The organism is Lysinibacillus sp. NPDC096418 (assembly GCF_044762775.1).
In the GTDB taxonomy this organism is placed as follows: domain Bacteria; phylum Bacillota; class Bacilli; order Bacillales_A; family Planococcaceae; genus Lysinibacillus.
The window spans coordinates 40,796-58,087 of record NZ_JBIWEY010000007.1 but is presented as its reverse complement, the minus strand read 5'-3'; the positions used below and the strand labels follow the sequence as shown (position 1 = coordinate 58,087).

The following is a 17,292-nucleotide window of genomic DNA, read 5'->3' as shown; positions in this document are numbered from 1 at the left end:
TGGGGCAGCTTTTTCTTATGCCAAATTGAAAGTGAGGTGATAGTATGGCAGGTCGAAATAAGCAGCCGTTGCAGGTGATACAAGGGAAAGGTCGCTCAAACCATTTAACAAAAGATGAGGTAAATAAGCGTCAAAAACATGAAGAAAAGATGCGTGGACCGACCGAAAATATAGTAGCTCCATCGTATTTAACGGCAGCACAAAAGAAAGAATTTACGGAGCTTGCTGAAAAGCTAGTAGCACTTGAAATTTTTAGTGAGCTTGATGTGGATTCTTTAGCACGATATTTAGACTCGAAACATCAGTACCTGCAGTTAGTGAAAGACATGCGGAAAATGAAGCCAACAGAAATAATTGAACATCCAAACGGCAAGAAAGTTACAATTGCTAATGAAAATTATCCAAAGTTAGCCCGCGTGAAAAATACATTGTTTAATGAATGTCGTTCTGCAGCTGCTGATCTCGGACTTACTATTACATCACGTCTGAAATTAGTCATCCCCACACCCTCAACTGTGGAGGGCAGAAGCGATGCACAAAAACGGTTTGGTGATAGGTTATGAATGGGGTTTTAGAGCGAGTATTCAATTATTGTGACGATATTCTAGAAGGTCGCATTAACGCTTGTATAAAACATAAATGGGCGGTCAAACGCTTCTTGAAAGATTATGAAGATTGTCAGAATGATGACAGTCTTTTTTATTTTGATGAAGAAGTTGGAGAGGACTTTTACTGGTGGGCTAGAGAATTCAAACATGTAGAAGGTGTGCTCGCTGAGGAGCCAGTTGAACTAAATGATTTTCAACTCTTTATTGCAGTTAATATATTTTGTTTCAAGAAGAAAAAAAATGGAGCTAGGCGTTTCCGTAAAGTATATATTCAATTGGCACGAAAAAATGCCAAGTCTCAATTTCTAGCTATTGTTGGTTCGTATATCACATTCCTTGGTGATGAGAAACAACGTATGTATATTGCTGGGTGGCAAAAGGATCAATCAGATGAAGTATACGTCGCTGTTCGTGATGGTATCAGTTCCAGTAGTTTGCTCGACGGAAAATGGAAAGAAGCATACGGGAAAATTGAAGTTTTAAATAATCGCTCAGTCGTTGTTCCGTTATCTCGTGAAACACGAAAAACAGGTGACGGTAAAAACCCATCTGTAGGAATTGTGGATGAGTACCATAACCACCTTACATCTGAGATTTATGATGTATTACAATCTGGGATGGTCGCTCGTAAAGAGCCACTTATGTTTGTTATTACAACAGCGGGCTTCGATTTGAGTAGACCGTGTTTCATTGAGTACGAATATGTTTCCCGTATTTTAAACCCTGACGATGATACAGATAATGATGACTACTTTGCTATCATTTGTGAGTTAGATCCTGGGGATGACATTAAAGACGAAAGCAACTGGATTAAGGCAAATCCGATTGTGGCCACTTATGAAGAAGGCTTAACTTCTATCCGTTCAGATTTGAAGACAGCTTTAGATGTACCTGAAAAAATGCGTTCTTTCTTAACCAAAACGATGAACATTTGGGTGGATATGAAGGAAGGCGGCTATATTCCAGCTGCCAAATGGAAAGCTTGTGAAATTGATAGCTTTGATAAAACTGGTCGTGATGTTTATATTGGTGTCGATTTATCCAAGAAAATTGACTTAACATCAGTCGGGGAGGTGTTCCCAACGGACTACGGATTCCATGTCGAACAACACTCATTTATGCCTGAAGACACGTTAGCAGAACGCCGAGCGAAGGATAAGGTGGCTTACGACGTATGGATTGAGGAAGGGTGGCTGGATATTACACCAGGTGCTGTTGTGGATTATAGCTTTGTGGAGCAATGGATATTGGATTTAATTAACGACAATGAATTAAATGTTATTTTATTCTGCTATGACCCATACGGAGCTACTCAATTTGCTCAAAATATGGCCAACTACGGGCTAACAACTGTGGAAGTCCGACAAGGGTTCCCGACACTCTCAGAGCCTACTAAAGAGTTTAGAGATAACGTGTATCAAAAGAAAATTACTCATTTAGCAGATAAAACTTTATCTTGGGCGGTAGGAAATGCGATTGCTGAAATGGCAGCAAATGAGAGTATTAAGCTATCAAAATCCAAGTCTCGAGAACGAATAGACCCGATTGCGGCTATTATCACAGCATTTGTACAAGCTCGATTTGATGTAAATGATAGTGGAGACGGAAATATCACGTTTATCTCAATTAATGATTTATAGGAGGAAAAGGTAATGTCTATTGGTGAAAAAATAACTGAATTACGAAAAGAACTCAGACTAACGCAAGAACAGTTAGCAGAGCAATCAGGGCTATCTAGAGTCAGTATCGGGAATTATGAGCGTGGAGACAGGGAACCGGGTTTAGAAGCTGCGAAAAAAATAGCGTTAGTTCTTGGAGTAAATGTGAATCGTTTGATTGATATGGAATCAGGCAAGGAGTATCCACTGAATCAACAAATAGAAAACAATTTCAAGTACCACAGCCCGAAAGAAGGGCAACCTCAAAAATATGAATCTATTCGTGAAAAGGCGAAAGAACTTGCTTATCTAATTAATGAAGTATGTCCTAATAGCAGAGAGAAATCAGTTGCAATGACAAATCTTGAAACAGCAATCATGTGGGCGAATGCTTCAATTGCTCGTAATGAATGATGTAATGGTTACAGAAAGGCGGTGAGAAATTGAAATTTTTTCAGCGTGTAAAAACAGCAGCTTATATGGCATATGCCGGGGCTAGTACAGGATGGAAGGGTGGAACATGGGATTTTACGAATTGGTTCGGTAAAACCTTTTGGGGCATCGATAACAGCCAATTAGCTACAAACGAGACGATATTTAGTGTTATTACTCGCCTTGCTAATACTTTATCAGCTTTACCTATTAAGCTACATCAAAGTTATGACGTGATTCATAACGAAGCGTCCGACGTACTTATCAACGAGCCAAACCAAAATATGAGTAGCTTCGACTTTATTAACGCTTTAGAAGTTAGTCGTAATGAAGCTGGTAATGGGTATGCAGTAATTTTACGTGATATACGGATGCGCCCAATGGAGTTATTACCTCTTGATCCGAACTGTGTGACAGAGTTTATTAATCAGGATGATGGTTCATTGTGGTATGAAGTTCGTGGTGACTCAAAGAATATGTATGTCCACAACGGCGACATGATTCATGTTAAACATATCAGAGGACCTGCGCGTTTGCGAGGACTAAATCCATTAAAAGTTTTAGCAAATACCATCAAATATGATAAAGCAGTTCAAGAGTTCTCTCTTTCGGAAATGGAAAAGAAGGAATCCTTTACATTAAGTTATGCAGCGAACGTAGATGAAGAAAAAAGAAAGCGGATTATAGGCGACTTTAAAAGATATTATTCTGAAAATGGCGGGATTTTGTTTAAAGAACCAGGCGTTGAAATTACAGAATTGAAGAAGCAATATTTTGCATCAGATACGTTGGAATCAGAGCGAATTACACGCTCGCGGGTGGCCAACGTTTTTAATGTGCCTGTTTCGTTTTTAAATGATTCTGAGGGCGGTACTTTAGGTTCAAATGAGCAACAAATGATTCAATTCACGAATATGAATCTATTACCTACTGTTCGCCAGTATGAACATGAATTTAATCGAAAGTTATTAACGAAAGCAGACAGACAAGCTGGTATGTATTTCAAGTTTAATCTAGGTGGTCTTCTCAGAGGTGATACTGCTACTCGTGCATCGTTTTACCAAATGGGTATTCGGAATGGATGGTTTAAACAAAACGAAGTAAGAGGATTTGAAGATTTACCACCGGATGATTCTGAGTACGCGAACAAGCTATGGATATCCGGAGATCTTTATCCTATCGATATGGACCCGACATTACGTAAATCCACTGCTGCTACATCAACTGTGGAAGACAACAGCGCGACGAAAGGTGGTGAGAAAAATGACTAAGAAGCAGAAACAACAAAATAGTTTTTTTCAAATGAAGGCGTCTGCTGATGGAAAATCGGCTGACGTTTTTATTTATGGTGAAATTACAAAGTGGGCGTGGGAAGAGCTTGGAGAGGTTTCGTCGATTACTTTCAAAAAAGAGCTTGATGCATTAGGAGATGATGTAGAAACAATCCATTTATACATTAATAGCCCAGGTGGTAGTGTATTTGAGGGGTTAGCTATTGGTAACATGCTGAAGCGTCATAAAGCAAGAGTGATTGCTCATGTTGATGCTTTAGCGGCTTCGATTGCATCTGTAATCGCTATGTTTGCCGATGAAGTTCGAATGGCATCCAATAGCTTAATGATGATTCATAATGCTTGGACTTGGGCAAGCGGAAATGCAGAACAGCTCCGCAAAGCGGCGGATGATATCGAGCGCATTAACGAGTCTGTTATCCAGTCTTATTTAGATAAGACAGGAGATAAATTGAATAGTGAAACACTAAAGTCTCTTTTAGATGCCGAAACTTGGTTATCTGCGGAAGAGGCTTTTAATTATGGTCTTTGTGATGCAATTGATGAATTTAACGAAGTGGCAGCTTGTATCGATGAAAAGCTAATTAATCAGTACAAAAATGTACCACAACAACTTTTGCAGCCAAAGCCATCCACACCAGTGATGAGTGCAGAAGAAAAGGCTTTACGTGAAAAAATCATTGCAGATTCAAAGGCGAATCTTACTTACTTAAACACATTTTTATAAAAAATAGGAGGTTTTCAAATTATGAAAACACAAACAAAAAAGTTTTTAAAATCATTAGAGCAGAAAAACATGATGAAAATGTTACTACCACTAAATATTCAAATGTTTTCAGGTAATCAAACACTTTACGAATTAAAACAAGCTATGGCTACAATTGGTCAACAATTGAAAAAAGTTGAAGGTGAACTTTCTGCAAAAGCGATTGACCCATCTGCATCAATTGAAGACATCCAAGCGCAACAAAAATCAAAAGAAGATTTACAAGCTCGTTTTAATGTAATTAAACAACAACATGATGAATTAGACGCAGAACAAAAAGAAAAATTCGCTCAACAAGCAGCTGCTAAACAAGCGACTTTAGGTGGTATTGATGATCCGCACCAGAAAATTATTTCAGCTAAGGCTTCGTTAGTTCGTTCTACGATGCGCGGAAAGGCTATCGATAATGATGTTCGCGCAGCTCTTGGTGATGATGCTGCATCTGGTGGTGGTAAGTTCTTACCTAAAACTGTTTCACAGGATGTCATTTTAGCTCCATTAGCTAAAAACCCATTACGAGGGCATTCAGCTGTAACTCAAATCACAAACCTTGAATTACCACGTCTTTCGTTCACTTTAGATGATGATGATTTCATCGCTGATATGGCAACTGCTAAAGAGTTAAAAGCTAAAGGTGATACAGTAGCATTCACTCGTAACAAATTCAAAGTATTCGCAGGTGTTTCTGAAACAGTAATCAATGGTTCTGACGCTGATTTAGTTGGCCATGTTGAAAATGCACTTAAATCAGGTGTAGCTGCAAAAGAAAAGAAAGTAGCATTTGCTGTAACACCGAAATCAGGTGAAGAACACATGAGCTTCTATTCGACTGAGAATGCAATCGTAAAAGTAAACGGTGCAGATACTTATACAGCTATCCGAAAAGCAATTGCCGATCTACATGAAGATTACCGTGAAAATGCGAAAATCATTATGTCTTACGCTGATTACTCTGACATCATTGAAAAACTAGCGAATGGTAATGCCACTCTTTACACAGCGCAACCTGAGCAAGTGTTAGGAAAGCCAGTTATTTTTGCAGATGCCGCAACAAAACCAATCGTAGGAGATTTATCTTATTCTCACTTTAACTACGATATCGGCGAAACTTTTGAACGTGACAAAGATATCAAAACAGGTATTGAGCAATTCGTTGTTACAGCATACTTTGACCACCGTATTAAATTAGCATCTGCATTCCGTATTGCAGAAGTTGTTAAGACACCCTAATCAGCCCATCATTGGGCAGATGACAATTGGAACGGATTTTATTATCAGTTAAGGAGATGGAATTTAAATGGCTAAAACAAAAGAAGAATTAAAAGTAATGTTTGCAACAGGCAAAAAACCTACTGGTGCTGATTTCACAGAATTAATTGACGGTGTTGTTGGTCCACAAGGAGCGAAAGGTGACAAGGGTGATACCGGAGCAGCAGGAGCGGACGGAGCAAAAGGAGCTAAAGGTGACACTGGAGCTAAGGGTGCAGATGGCTTTGGCACAGAAGCGCAATACAATGACATTATCTCTCGCCTCGAGGCAATGGAACAGGCAACACCAGAGGGGTGATAACCTATGGACGCACTTTTAGATGAATTAAAAGAATATTTACGTATAGATGGGGATGATGAAAATCGTTCCCTTTCTTCTTTTCTTCAAAGCTCTATATCTTATTTGGAGAATGCAGGAGTAAAGCAACCGATTGACTACTTTTCACTTGTGGAGGGCAAAGACGTTTTTGCGCAACATCGGTTAGCCGTTATGATGCTCGCTACACACTTTTACGAGAATCGTATAGCGATTACACCATCCACAATTAAAACAGCTCAACAGTCTATACCATACGGCTTACAATCGATGATTTTGCAATTAAAGTGGGTGGATCCAGATGAATTATCAGCACAACAATAATGCCGCTCGTTTAAATAAACGGGTGGCATTTTATAATCCACCAGGAACGACCGGTGAGGATGGTTGGCCATCTACAGAATGGGTACCTTTCAAAAAACTTTGGGCTGAAATTAAAACACAAAAAGGCTATAAGTCGTTTAATTCTGATGCTACTCAATGGCAAGGTAAGCGGATAGTAGGTATTCGCTATCGAAACGATATTCATACCGCAATGCGGCTAGAAATAGCAGGAGTGATGTATGAAATTGAATCGCTAGTGAATGATGATGAACGCAATCAATGGATAACGATTATTGCAAAAGAGGTGAATTAAGTGGAATTTGAGATGGCTGGTATGTCGGAATTGCTGAAGCAATTAGCTAGATTACCAATCGAAGAAGAAGATGAAAAGAAAGCTCTTGATAAAGCTACAAAAGTTGTTAAAAATGCAATTGCTGAAGAAGCACCTATCGATAAAAAGAATCCAAAAGACAGTTCTTCTTTGCATAAAAATATCAAATCAACACGTTATATTGATGGTGTAGTTACTATTCATACGGGTGGTGCATATCACGCCCATTTAGTTGAATTTGGGCGAAGTGCTGGCAGTAAGTATGCATTGAAAAAGGGTAAACGTCAATTAGTAACTTGGGGGGCGACAGAGGCTAATCCATTCTTCACGCGCGGATTTGAAAAGAGTTCGAGAGAGGCAGTCGATGTAATGGCTGATGAAATGAGAAAGGCGCTCAGACTATGATTGATATAAGCACTCACGTTACCCAGTTACTTAAGCCATTAATTCCATCTATAAATTTTAATACTGTTCCGACTGGATCAAATATCCCAAATGAATACATCACATTTTTAGAAGTGAATGCCAAACCAGCACTGGAAGCATCTGACCAAGAATATGAGACTGAGCGACTTATTCAAATCAATGTTTGGTCAAAAGCAAATTACTATCAGCTTGTGGAAGACGTTAAGCTATTAATGGAATCAGCAGGTTATGAACGAACATTTGAATACGATGCACCAAAATCAGAAGGCGATTCTCACTTTAACAAAGTGTTGAGATTCGTCTTTTTTGATGACTATTAAAAATTAGGAGGTCATGTAAATGACAACTACGACTGTAAATGAAAAGCCACAGAAAATTAGTTTGAAGCGTATCCACTATGCGCTAATGACAGACGAACAAGCTGAAACACACGGCGACGTTAAAACATTAACGATGCCAATTTCTTTAACACTTACACCGAACTTTTCAGAAGCTCATTTAGATGCAGGAGATCGTGTGGTAGACCAAGAAGCACAACTCGACTCAATTACCATTGCAGGGGAAACAGCAGATCTACCAACAGATGTTTTAGTTGATTGGTATGGACATAAGATGTCAGCGGAAGGCGGTATTATTACAAATTCCAATGATACTCCAAATGCTATTGCGATCGGTTTCGAATCAGGATCTAAATTAGTTTGGTTCTACAAAGCGAAATTAAAGCCTGGTGAGGAATCGAATGCTACTCGTAAAAAAGGAGAAACGAATTACAAAGTCTATCCGTTTAGTGGAGAGGCTTTACCTCTTATCGATGGGAACATCAAACATACAGTTGATACACGTGACGCAGGGGTAACTGCAACAGCAGAAACATTCTTTGCCACAGTGGCAAAGCCAACAGAATCTACAACACCCACGCCCTAATCAGCCCCAAGTAATCGGGGCGGCTGAAATAGGCAAAGATTTTATCGTTCAATAATCAAGAAGTCTTCCACAATTATCTGTGGAGGGCTTCTTTTATTTATATCAAATCGAGTAATTAACGAAAAGGATGGATGAATTATGCAAATTAAATTACGAATTGAAAGCGAAGAAAAAACTTTTACAAATGACTTTGTGAAGGCACGTGTATTCCGAAATGCATTAAAGATGAATGAAAAAATGCGTAAAGAAGGCAGTGACATTTCCGTAGAAACGTTTGATGAAATGATCGGTTTTGTTGTAAATGTTTTTGATAATCAATTCACTGTGGATGACGTATGGGATGGTTTAGAGGCAGGTAAGCTGCAAGATGAAATCATGCGTGTGTTTAACAATGTATTAAATATTGGTGGACTTGAAACGAAGTCTTCCACAACTGAAGATGCGGGAAAGTCAGTGGACTAACACCCTATCAAAATATTAAGAAATTCTATCGGGATTTATTGAAAGCAGGATACAAAATTCACGAAATAGATGAAATGGACATCCATTTTTGGTTTGAGCTTTCAGAAGAAGATGAAGAAATTGAAGAAGTCACAGCCGACGATATTTCGTGGTTGTGATTTTTTATTTTGATCAAAAAGGCGGTGAGAATAAATGGCGAGTATCGGTAGTTTAGAGGTCAGTCTAGCGATGAATGCTTCAAGCTTTAATGGCACTGTAGCACAGGTGAATCGTAACATGAAAGCAATGAGCAGTGAATTACAAGCTCTAAAAGCAAAAGGTTCAGATTACGAAAAATCTATTGGTGGAATGTCACAGAAGCAAGATATCTTAACGAGGTCTTTTGACGCTGCAGGTATAAAGCTACAGGAACAACGTAGACGATACGACGAACTTGTTGCATCTGGAACAGCTACAGAGGCGCAAATTGAGCGACAAGCTAACGCGGTTAACCAAGCCCAAACTCAATACAATCGTTTGGAGCGAGAACTTGCAGAGGTGACAGAGCAACTACGTATCCAGTCATCACAATGGACGCAAGCTGGCCAACGCATGCAAGAAGTCGGAAGCAAGTTAACTGCAGTAGGAAATAGTATGAAACAAATTGGTCAAAACATGTCTATGTATGTAACTGCCCCACTTGCCGCTATGGGTGCAGGGATTGTAAAAATCGGTATGGATTTTGATAGTCAAATGTCAAAGGTATCGGCAGTTAGCGGTGCTACAGGTGCTGATTTTGACGCATTACGAGGTAAGGCACAAGAACTTGGAGCATCAACTAAATTTACAGCTACACAAGTTGCTGAAGGCATGGAATACCTTGCGCTTGCTGGATATGATACCAATCAAATTTTATCTGCTACAGGTGGAGTTTTAAATTTAGCAGCAGCGGGTGCGATGGACTTAGGAAACGCCTCAGATATTTTAACAGATGTTATGTCAGCGTTTGGTATGAAAGCTAAAGAATCTGGACATGCGGCGGACGTGTTTGCTTATGCACAGGCTAACGCTAATACCAACGTTGAGCAAATGGGTGAAGCCATGAAATACGTGGCGCCTATGGCTAATCAGATGGGTTGGTCATTAGAAGAAACTTCAGCAGCTATGATGAAACTTGCTGATAACGGACTAAAAGGTTCCATCGCTGGTCAAGCCTTCGCTTCATCACTTGGACGATTAGCGAAACCGACAAAACAGATGCGTAAAACGATGGATGAGTTAGGGTTATCTTTCTTTGATGCTGAAGGTAATATGAAATCTCTACCTGACATTGTTGGTCACTTAGAAACGAATTTCGAAGGTCTAACTATGCAACAAAAATCAGCTGCTATCACTACGCTATTTGGTGCAGAGGCATATAAGCATTGGGCGATTTTATTAGAGTCTGGATCAGATACATTAGCACAATACACAAAAGAATTAGAAGGTTCAGATGGTACTGCGCAACGCATGGCGGACACAATGAATGACAACTTAGCTGGATCGGTATTAATGCTTAAATCTGCATTAGAAGGATTGGCTATACAATTCAGTGATTTGATAAAAAATGATCTTCGCGCATTCGCTGAATGGCTAACGAAAATGACAGGTAAATTCGCAGAATTAAGTGATGGCACTAAGAAAACGATTCTAGGAGTCGGAGCACTCGCTGCAGCTATAGGACCTGTTCTATTAATCGGAGGGGCATTAATTAGTTCTGTCGGTACAATTGTTACAGCGTTTGGTTCACTGGCATTGCATTTGGGGATTGCTGGTGGTGCAACTACGGCGTTTGGTGCAGCGCTAGCTGTAGTTACTGGTCCAATCGGTTTGACCGTTGCTGCTATAGGAGCATTAGGTGTTGGAGCTGTATTAGTCGGAAAAGAGATGAGTGAGTCATCTATTCAAGTAAAAGGATTCGGTGACAAAGTTTCGGAATCAACTGCAAAAGCTGTGGAGGGCTTTCTTGGGTTGTCTGATAAAGCAACTGTATCGCTCAACCAACTTGCTTGGTCTGGGGTTGAAGTAACTGGCGAGATGGCCACGAAAATCACCGAAATTTATAAATCTATGGGTGATCAAGTTTTAACAGAGATGCAAACAGACCATGCTGCTCAACTTGAAACAATGACAGCGTATTTTGCTAATTCAAGTGCATTAACTGAAGCTGAAGAATTATCAATCATAGAAGCTATGAAAGCGAAACAGTTAGAAAAAGAAACAGCTATTACAGAAGGTCAATTACGCATCACAGAGATTATGAACGCCGCTAAAGAAGAAAAACGAGCGCTCACAGAAGCTGAACAACAAGAAATAAACGCTATTCATGAAACTATGAAAAACAATGCTATCCAGTATATGTCTGAAAGTGAAGTAGAACAAAAAGTCATTCTTGAGAATCTTAAAAGTGAAGCATCTAAAATTACTGCTGAACAAGCTGCTGAAGTTGTTAAAAATTCGGTTAAACAAAAAGATGAAGTTGTAAAAGAAGCTCAGGACCAGTACTCAAAAACTGTCGGAGAAATAACTAGACAACGTGACGAGATGGGTACTATCAGCGCCGAACAAGCACAAAAATTAATCGATGAAGCTAAAAAACAACGTGACGAAACTGTTTCAAACGCCGAAGATATGCATCGGAAAGTTGTGTCCGAAGCGCAGAAACAAGCGGAAGAACATGTCGATAAAGTGAACTGGGAAACTGGTGAGATTTTATCTAAGTGGGAAGCATTTAAAAGTAAGCATTCTGATATTTTTGATAAGGTGAATGAGGCTTACGAAAAAGTTACAAATTCTCTAAAAGAAGTAACGTCCAAAGCCTATGAATTTATCAAAAAAACAGTAGAAGACAACCTAAGTGTCGTAGTCGATTTTGTAAAGGAACAGCTAGATAAACTAAAAAAGTTTTGGGATGAAAATGGAAAGGCTATTACAGGAATTGTTCAACTTTATTTTGGACAAATAAAAGCAAATATAGAAGCAGTGATGTCAGTAATTAAAGGTGTATTTGAGATGGTATGGCCTGTCATTACTAGTGTAGTTGAAATTGCTTGGAACACAATAAAGTTAACTGTCGGAACTGCATTAGATGCAGTTTTAGGCGTTATCCAAACGGTGTTGAAAGTTATTCAAGGTGACTGGGAGGGCGCTTGGGAGACAATCAAAACAACTGCTCAAAATATCATGGACAATATTAAACAATATTTTGAGAATGTTAACCTTGTAGAGATAGGTGAAAACATTATTCAAGGTTTTATTGATGGTTTTGGAAGCATGGTTGAAGGTGTTAAAACGAGCGCTTCTTTTATCATAGATCAAATCAAAGAGAAATTCGGAGAAAAATTTGAGGAATTAAAAACGTCCATTATCGATTGGTTTACATCTATGCCAAGTGTAATTGAATCGAAATTAACCGAATGGGGCACAGCGATAAGCAATTGGTTTACAAGCATATCTGCAAATACAGCATCTAAATTAGAAGAATGGTGGACAGCCATTTCAGACTGGTTTACAAGCGTACCGCCTAAAATTGCTGAAAAATTAGTTGAATGGGCAACTGCCATTCAAAAATGGACTAAAGAACAAAATGAAGAAAACAAACGACAATTTGGTGAATGGTGGGAAGCTATCTCAGAGTGGTTTACAAGTATCCCAGAAAAAATCACTTCTAAATTAGGTGATTGGGGAAAGGCCATTAAGGATTGGTTTACATCGATACCAGAGGAAATTGCAAACAAGCTATCTGATTGGTGGGATGCAATATCAGATTGGTTTTCTGAAACGTATGAAAATATTACTTCTAAACTGGGTGACTGGGGAAAAGCGATTGGTGATTGGTTTAGCGAAATGCCATCAAATATCGGTGATTGGTTATCAGATTGGTGGGAAAAAATTTCTACTTGGTTTAGTGAAATTCCTGAGAAAATTTCCACTAAGCTAGAAGAATGGTGGAAAACTATAAAAGGCTGGTTTGACGGTGTACCTGATAAGGCAGAGATTAAAGACATGGGTAAAAAAATGATTGATAAAGTCGCCGAAGGTAACACCGAAAAGAAGCCGGAACTATTAGATAAACTAGGGAAAATTATAGTCGATGTTGCTTTAGGTGCTCTAGCCGCAGCAGGTGTGGCATTAATCGCGGCTGGACGTGAGATAATTAGTCGATTAATCGAAGGTGTCCAAGCAACCTCTGCGCTTGTTACTGCTAAATTCGAAGAGATAAAAGGATTGATTATCTCTAAGGTTAAAGAAGTTGACCTACTGCAAATCGGTAGAGATATTGTCCAAGGTTTGATAAATGGTATCGGAGAAATGTTCGAACCTATCCAAAAGAAAGCTGAAGAATTGGCTAGCAAACTCCCTAAATGGGTTAAAGACAAACTAGGTATCAAGTCTCCATCTCGTGTATTTATGGCGATTGGAAGAGATACCGGAGAAGGTTTGGCTTTAGGCATTGAAGAAAAAGAGAAGCGCGTCGAAGGTGCCATGAAAGATATTTCAGATAAACTAATCAAACTTGGAGATCAGTTGAGCAAAGAGGAACAAGCACAACTAAAAAAATCTAACGCTGAGATAGAGAAAATTGAAACTAAACTTGGTGAAGATATCGCTAAAATTAAAAAGAAGGCAGCATCTGAAAATCGTTCTTTAACAGCTGAAGAAAACAATAAGATGAATAAACTTATTGAAGAAGCCGCTCGTAAAACTGAATCTGTGGAAGAAAAGAATGCAAAATCATTAACTGATAAAATGAAAAAAGCTAATAAAGAGCGATATGACGCAATCAAATTGTATATAGAAGACAAAAAGTCGCTTGAACAATTATCGGTTGATGAAGAGGCAGAGATTTGGAAGAAAGCTATTGAACAATTTGCTGCAGGTACCAAAGAACGTGTAGACGCCCAAAAGAATTATAAAAAGGCTGTAGAAGAAAGTTATAAAGCTGAATTGGATTCTATAAAGTCTTACATCGATGGGAAGAAAGAACTTGGTGAACTTTCCCTGACAGAAGAGGCTGCTATTTGGGAGAGAACTACGGAGTTATATGGTGAAGGCACTAAAGAGCGTATAGAAGCACAAAAAGCTTATCAGGCTGCTGTGCAAGCCATTAACAAAGAAATAACAGCTACTAACAAAGAATACTCTGATCAAATTATTAAGATAAATGATGATTTAATCAAAAGTGAAGAAGCATTGAATAAAGCGTATGAAGATGCTGTGTCCAAACGAGAGAACTCTTTGGTTGGGTTTAAAGGGCTTTTTGATGAATTCAACATCGAGATTGACCGTACTGGCGAAGAATTGATGAAGAACCTAGAATCTCAAGTTGTAGGTTTTGAAGGCTGGCAATCGCAAATTGAAATGCTATCAACAAAAGCTATCGACAAAGGTTTATTAGCTGAATTACGCGAAATGGGACCAAATGCTTTAGCTGAGGTTGTAGCTTTAAATGGCATGACTGATACAGAGCTTACTAAGTATAGTGAGTTGTATCGTAAGAAGTCTAATCTAGCACGTACGCAAGCTGAAAAAGAAATGGAAGGAATGCGTAAGGACAACGAGAAAACGATAAAACAAATGCAAAAAGACGCTGAAAAAGAATTGCGTGAATTGCATTATAAATGGGAAGATGCGATTAAGAAGATCACGACTTCCACAGGTACTGAAATGAGTAGCCTAGAACAAGTAGGTCGTGATGCTGGTCAAGGTCTCCTTAAAGGGTTAACGAGTCAGCAAGGACCGTTAGAATCAAAGGCTAAAGAAATTGCAAATAGTATTAAGAGTACAATTCAAAGCGCGTTAGAGATCCGCAGTCCATCACGTGTTATGCGTGGTTTTGGTGTAAATATCGGACAAGGCCTAGTACTTGGGATGGATGATATGGTTGATAAAGTATCTGGTGCTGCACAGCGCTTAGCATCCTCTGTGGAGGGCGGTGTTGGATTTGGTGGAGCAACGCCTTCATCTGTTGATAAATCCAGAACTTATCACGGTGGTGAGACGCATATCCATGTTTACGGAGAAAAACCTTCACCAAGTGAAATCGCTCGTAGAAATACACAGGCGCTACGTCAACAAGCAATGGAATGGGGGATGGCATGACAGCCGAAAAAGTAACATTTACAAATACGAGAGGGCAGTCTATTGAGCTATCTAATGGACGCCCTTTTTTGTTGCAATCAATTATAGGCAAGGCGGATGTGGGAGCTGATATACAGACTCAAACAGCGCCATTTCAAGACGGTAGTACTTATATAGATACCCACCTTCAACCACGTGCAATGTCTTTGAATGTATCGATTTTAGCCGCCAATCAAGAAGATTTACTTTATCAAAGGCAGCTACTCGCATCAGTCTTTAATCCGAAATTAGGTCCTGGCTTGCTTGTTTACACAAAAGGTAATACGGAGCGAGAGATAAAGGCTGTAGTGGAAAACGTCCCTGTTTTTGGAGTAGGTAGTGACAACAATGGTATGCGGTTCCAACGTACCATTGTCAACCTGTTATGTCCTTCACCTTTTTGGGAAGACATTTTAGCGGAAAACTATAAGCTCGAAGATTTCGTCAGCAACTTTCGTTTTTCATTTCATTTTCCGGTACGTTTTGCCACACGCGGCGACTCAAAAATGTTAGTCAATAAAGGTGATGTACCAACACCAATTCACGTTGAGTTTCGAGGGCCAGTAGTCAATCCTCGTATTACAAATCTCAATACAGGTGAATTTATCCGTGTTAATCGTGAGATACCTACGGGTTATAAATTAATACTTGATACCTCGTTTGGTAATAAGCGAGTGGAAATAGTAGGTCCTGATGGTATTGTACAAAATGCATTTCATTATATCGATTTGGCCTCCACATTTTTTAATTTAGACGTTGGTGAAAATCGCTTTGCGTTTATTACAGACAGTGGGAATCCAGAGGTATACGTTGAATACAAACACAGATATTTATCTGTATAAAAGGAAGTGAAATAATGGCTGAACAATTTAGTTTTTTTGACCCTGTGCAATTGCCGGATGGCACATACGACCGGGAGTATAATGCGCAACAATTTACTAGCTATTTTAAAACATTAGTTACAACAGGTGTTTTAAAAGGCGAAATGAATGAGTTAAGAGTTATATCAACAGGCGTCAACATGCAAACAAAAATAGATACAGGTGTTGCGTTTATTTTAGGTAGGTACTACGAAAACGATGGTATCAAAGAATTAACACACGACACCGAATCACTAGGTGTGAGCCGTATAGATCGTGTAGTAATACGCATGGATTTGAGTACGGATAAGCGTCATGTATTGTCATTTGTCAAAAAGGGTGTGCCTAGTGCGAATCCTGTTCCTCCACAGTTGACGCAGACACCAAATATTTATGAGATTAGTCTTGCTCAAGTAAAAGTAGTTGGTGGTCAAACATTTATAGCAGCTGATGCAGTGACTAGTGAGCGCGGTAAAGATGTTATTTGTCCTTGGGCTGGTTCTAAAATACTACCATCTTTTGACGATAATTTACTAAATAAACATATAGAAAACAAAAGTGTTCATCTAACTCCTAATCAGTTTAGGAACGATATTCGCATTGATAATATTGGGAACCATTATGCTAGACGAGACTTTGGCGGTTTTCAATGGAAAAATAACGACACTACCGAGTATGTTAACTTCTACTACGGTAAAATGTCGTTCTCTGGAATAATAAGAATGACATTGGGGTCATTATACGCCAATAGTAATGCTTCTGGCGGATGTGTCGTAGAACATCATATGGGCTTCGGAGAAGGTGTTATTCATCATGCAGAGACTAAAATTATCACTAGTGCGAAAGGATTCCTTGAAAACTTCTATCTTCCCACACCATATGTATATAACGGACATTTATACATGCAATTATATAAAAGAAAAGCTAGTAACCCAGTAACTTGCGTGGTTGAGATGTTTGGTCTAACTGGTACAGCACAACCAGTATTTGATGTATTAAACGCAGTAACAACTAACCAAGTAGTTGATAACATAGTTACGTCGGTGCCTGTTCAACAAGACCTTTTTACATCTGTAAGTAATGGTAAAGCAGAGATAGCATCCGCCATTACCCAAAAAGGTGTTCCTACACCACCGGATGCTACGTTCGTTCATATGGCGAATAATATAATGTTGATAAACACTGGCATAAAGTCTCTACAGGGAGTCTTACCTGTTCCAGCTATACCTCCTTTGGGAGCCATAACGGTACGAACACCATCGGTACCATTCAGACCGTTCAATAGCGCACATGGTATGCCAGGTTCATATTATAGGAATGGACTATCTCAAAACATGCAAGGCGCAATGACAGGGCTCGTGTATATGTCTTATGCGGAATTGGCGCAGGACAGCAATGGTTATTATCTGAATTATGTTGTGCGAAACGGTTACCCTTCTACAACAACCGTTCCAGTCAATTTAAATTTCTTAATCACAGAATAGGA

At 39.1% G+C, this 17,292-nt stretch carries 16 protein-coding genes and 1 pseudogene; all 17 read left to right on the top strand.

From position 1 onward, the window contains the following. Positions 1-44: 44 nt before the first annotated feature. A complete protein-coding gene (locus tag ACIQZG_RS08420; RefSeq protein WP_402754725.1) occupies positions 45-563 on the top strand; it encodes a phage terminase small subunit P27 family in 519 nt (172 codons plus the stop codon). After that, positions 560-2,248, top strand: coding sequence for a terminase large subunit (locus ACIQZG_RS08415; protein ID WP_402754724.1), 1,689 nt, complete (start codon positions 560-562; stop codon positions 2,246-2,248). Before ACIQZG_RS08420 ends, ACIQZG_RS08415 begins: the two co-directional genes overlap by 4 nt. A 12-nt stretch (positions 2,249-2,260) precedes the next feature. Beyond that, positions 2,261-2,437 (top strand): annotated as a pseudogene (locus ACIQZG_RS08410) (helix-turn-helix transcriptional regulator); the annotation flags it as partial. A gap of 36 nt (positions 2,438-2,473) precedes the next feature. After that, positions 2,474-2,680, top strand: coding sequence for an Acb2/Tad1 domain-containing protein (locus tag ACIQZG_RS08405; protein WP_402754830.1), 207 nt, complete (start codon positions 2,474-2,476; stop codon positions 2,678-2,680). 29 nt (positions 2,681-2,709) lie between these two features. After that, the gene (locus tag ACIQZG_RS08400) at positions 2,710-3,969 is read left to right on the top strand and encodes a phage portal protein (protein ID WP_483869786.1); all 1,260 of its coding nucleotides are present in this window, start codon (positions 2,710-2,712) and stop codon (positions 3,967-3,969) included. Continuing rightward, positions 3,962-4,717 (top strand): head maturation protease, ClpP-related, encoded by a 756-nt coding sequence (locus ACIQZG_RS08395; RefSeq protein ID WP_402754723.1) that lies wholly within the window; start codon positions 3,962-3,964, stop codon positions 4,715-4,717. Before ACIQZG_RS08400 ends, ACIQZG_RS08395 begins: the two co-directional genes overlap by 8 nt. Before the next feature lie 69 nt (positions 4,718-4,786). Then, on the top strand, positions 4,787-5,986 hold the full coding sequence (locus tag ACIQZG_RS08390) for a phage major capsid protein (RefSeq protein WP_402754828.1): 1,200 nt from the start codon (positions 4,787-4,789) through the stop codon (positions 5,984-5,986). Positions 5,987-6,053: 67 nt separating this feature from the next. Continuing rightward, positions 6,054-6,323, top strand: coding sequence for a hypothetical protein (locus tag ACIQZG_RS08385; RefSeq protein WP_402754722.1), 270 nt, complete (start codon positions 6,054-6,056; stop codon positions 6,321-6,323). 6 nt (positions 6,324-6,329) lie between these two features. Then, a complete protein-coding gene (locus tag ACIQZG_RS08380) occupies positions 6,330-6,665 on the top strand; it encodes a head-tail connector protein (RefSeq protein ID WP_402754721.1) in 336 nt (111 codons plus the stop codon). Continuing rightward, entirely contained in the window at positions 6,643-6,978 is a 336-nt protein-coding gene (locus tag ACIQZG_RS08375) for a phage head closure protein (RefSeq protein ID WP_402754720.1), read from the top strand. Before ACIQZG_RS08380 ends, ACIQZG_RS08375 begins: the two co-directional genes overlap by 23 nt. Beyond that, the gene (locus ACIQZG_RS08370) at positions 6,979-7,401 is read left to right on the top strand and encodes an HK97-gp10 family putative phage morphogenesis protein (RefSeq protein ID WP_402754719.1); all 423 of its coding nucleotides are present in this window, start codon (positions 6,979-6,981) and stop codon (positions 7,399-7,401) included. Then, positions 7,398-7,742 carry a hypothetical protein gene (locus tag ACIQZG_RS08365; protein ID WP_402754718.1) on the top strand — a complete coding sequence of 115 codons (345 nt, stop codon included), beginning with the start codon at positions 7,398-7,400 and terminating at the stop codon, positions 7,740-7,742. Before ACIQZG_RS08370 ends, ACIQZG_RS08365 begins: the two co-directional genes overlap by 4 nt. A gap of 19 nt (positions 7,743-7,761) precedes the next feature. Next, positions 7,762-8,346 carry a major tail protein gene (locus tag ACIQZG_RS08360; protein WP_402754717.1) on the top strand — a complete coding sequence of 195 codons (585 nt, stop codon included), beginning with the start codon at positions 7,762-7,764 and terminating at the stop codon, positions 8,344-8,346. Positions 8,347-8,484: 138 nt separating this feature from the next. Further along, entirely contained in the window at positions 8,485-8,808 is a 324-nt protein-coding gene (gene gpG / locus ACIQZG_RS08355) for a phage tail assembly chaperone G (protein ID WP_402754716.1), read from the top strand. Between the two features lie 192 nt (positions 8,809-9,000). Further along, on the top strand, positions 9,001-14,928 hold the full coding sequence (locus ACIQZG_RS08350; protein WP_402754715.1) for a phage tail tape measure protein: 5,928 nt from the start codon (positions 9,001-9,003) through the stop codon (positions 14,926-14,928). Beyond that, complete coding sequence (locus tag ACIQZG_RS08345; RefSeq protein WP_402754714.1) at positions 14,925-15,788, top strand: phage tail family protein; 864 nt, start codon at positions 14,925-14,927, stop codon at positions 15,786-15,788. Before ACIQZG_RS08350 ends, ACIQZG_RS08345 begins: the two co-directional genes overlap by 4 nt. A 14-nt stretch (positions 15,789-15,802) precedes the next feature. Next, positions 15,803-17,290, top strand: coding sequence for a hypothetical protein (locus ACIQZG_RS08340; RefSeq protein ID WP_402754713.1), 1,488 nt, complete (start codon positions 15,803-15,805; stop codon positions 17,288-17,290). The last annotated feature ends 2 nt before the right edge of the window (positions 17,291-17,292 follow it).

Excerpts from the sequence above, each read along its gene's own strand:
- ACIQZG_RS08385 (WP_402754722.1), top strand. The coding sequence starts at position 6,054 with ATGGCTAAAACAAAAGAAGAATTAAAAGTAATGTTTGCAACAGGCAAA.
- ACIQZG_RS08365 (WP_402754718.1), top strand. The coding sequence starts at position 7,398 with ATGATTGATATAAGCACTCACGTTACCCAGTTACTTAAGCCATTAATT.
- ACIQZG_RS08420 (WP_402754725.1), top strand. The coding sequence starts at position 45 with ATGGCAGGTCGAAATAAGCAGCCGTTGCAGGTGATACAAGGGAAAGGT.
- ACIQZG_RS08395 (WP_402754723.1), top strand. The coding sequence starts at position 3,962 with ATGACTAAGAAGCAGAAACAACAAAATAGTTTTTTTCAAATGAAGGCG.
- ACIQZG_RS08390 (WP_402754828.1), top strand. The coding sequence starts at position 4,787 with ATGATGAAAATGTTACTACCACTAAATATTCAAATGTTTTCAGGTAAT.
- gpG (WP_402754716.1), top strand. The coding sequence starts at position 8,485 with ATGCAAATTAAATTACGAATTGAAAGCGAAGAAAAAACTTTTACAAAT.
- ACIQZG_RS08375 (WP_402754720.1), top strand. The coding sequence starts at position 6,643 with ATGAATTATCAGCACAACAATAATGCCGCTCGTTTAAATAAACGGGTG.
- ACIQZG_RS08360 (WP_402754717.1), top strand. The coding sequence starts at position 7,762 with ATGACAACTACGACTGTAAATGAAAAGCCACAGAAAATTAGTTTGAAG.
- ACIQZG_RS08380 (WP_402754721.1), top strand. The coding sequence starts at position 6,330 with ATGGACGCACTTTTAGATGAATTAAAAGAATATTTACGTATAGATGGG.
- ACIQZG_RS08345 (WP_402754714.1), top strand. The coding sequence starts at position 14,925 with ATGACAGCCGAAAAAGTAACATTTACAAATACGAGAGGGCAGTCTATT.
- ACIQZG_RS08350 (WP_402754715.1), top strand. The coding sequence starts at position 9,001 with ATGGCGAGTATCGGTAGTTTAGAGGTCAGTCTAGCGATGAATGCTTCA.
- ACIQZG_RS08415 (WP_402754724.1), top strand. The coding sequence starts at position 560 with ATGAATGGGGTTTTAGAGCGAGTATTCAATTATTGTGACGATATTCTA.
- ACIQZG_RS08340 (WP_402754713.1), top strand. The coding sequence starts at position 15,803 with ATGGCTGAACAATTTAGTTTTTTTGACCCTGTGCAATTGCCGGATGGC.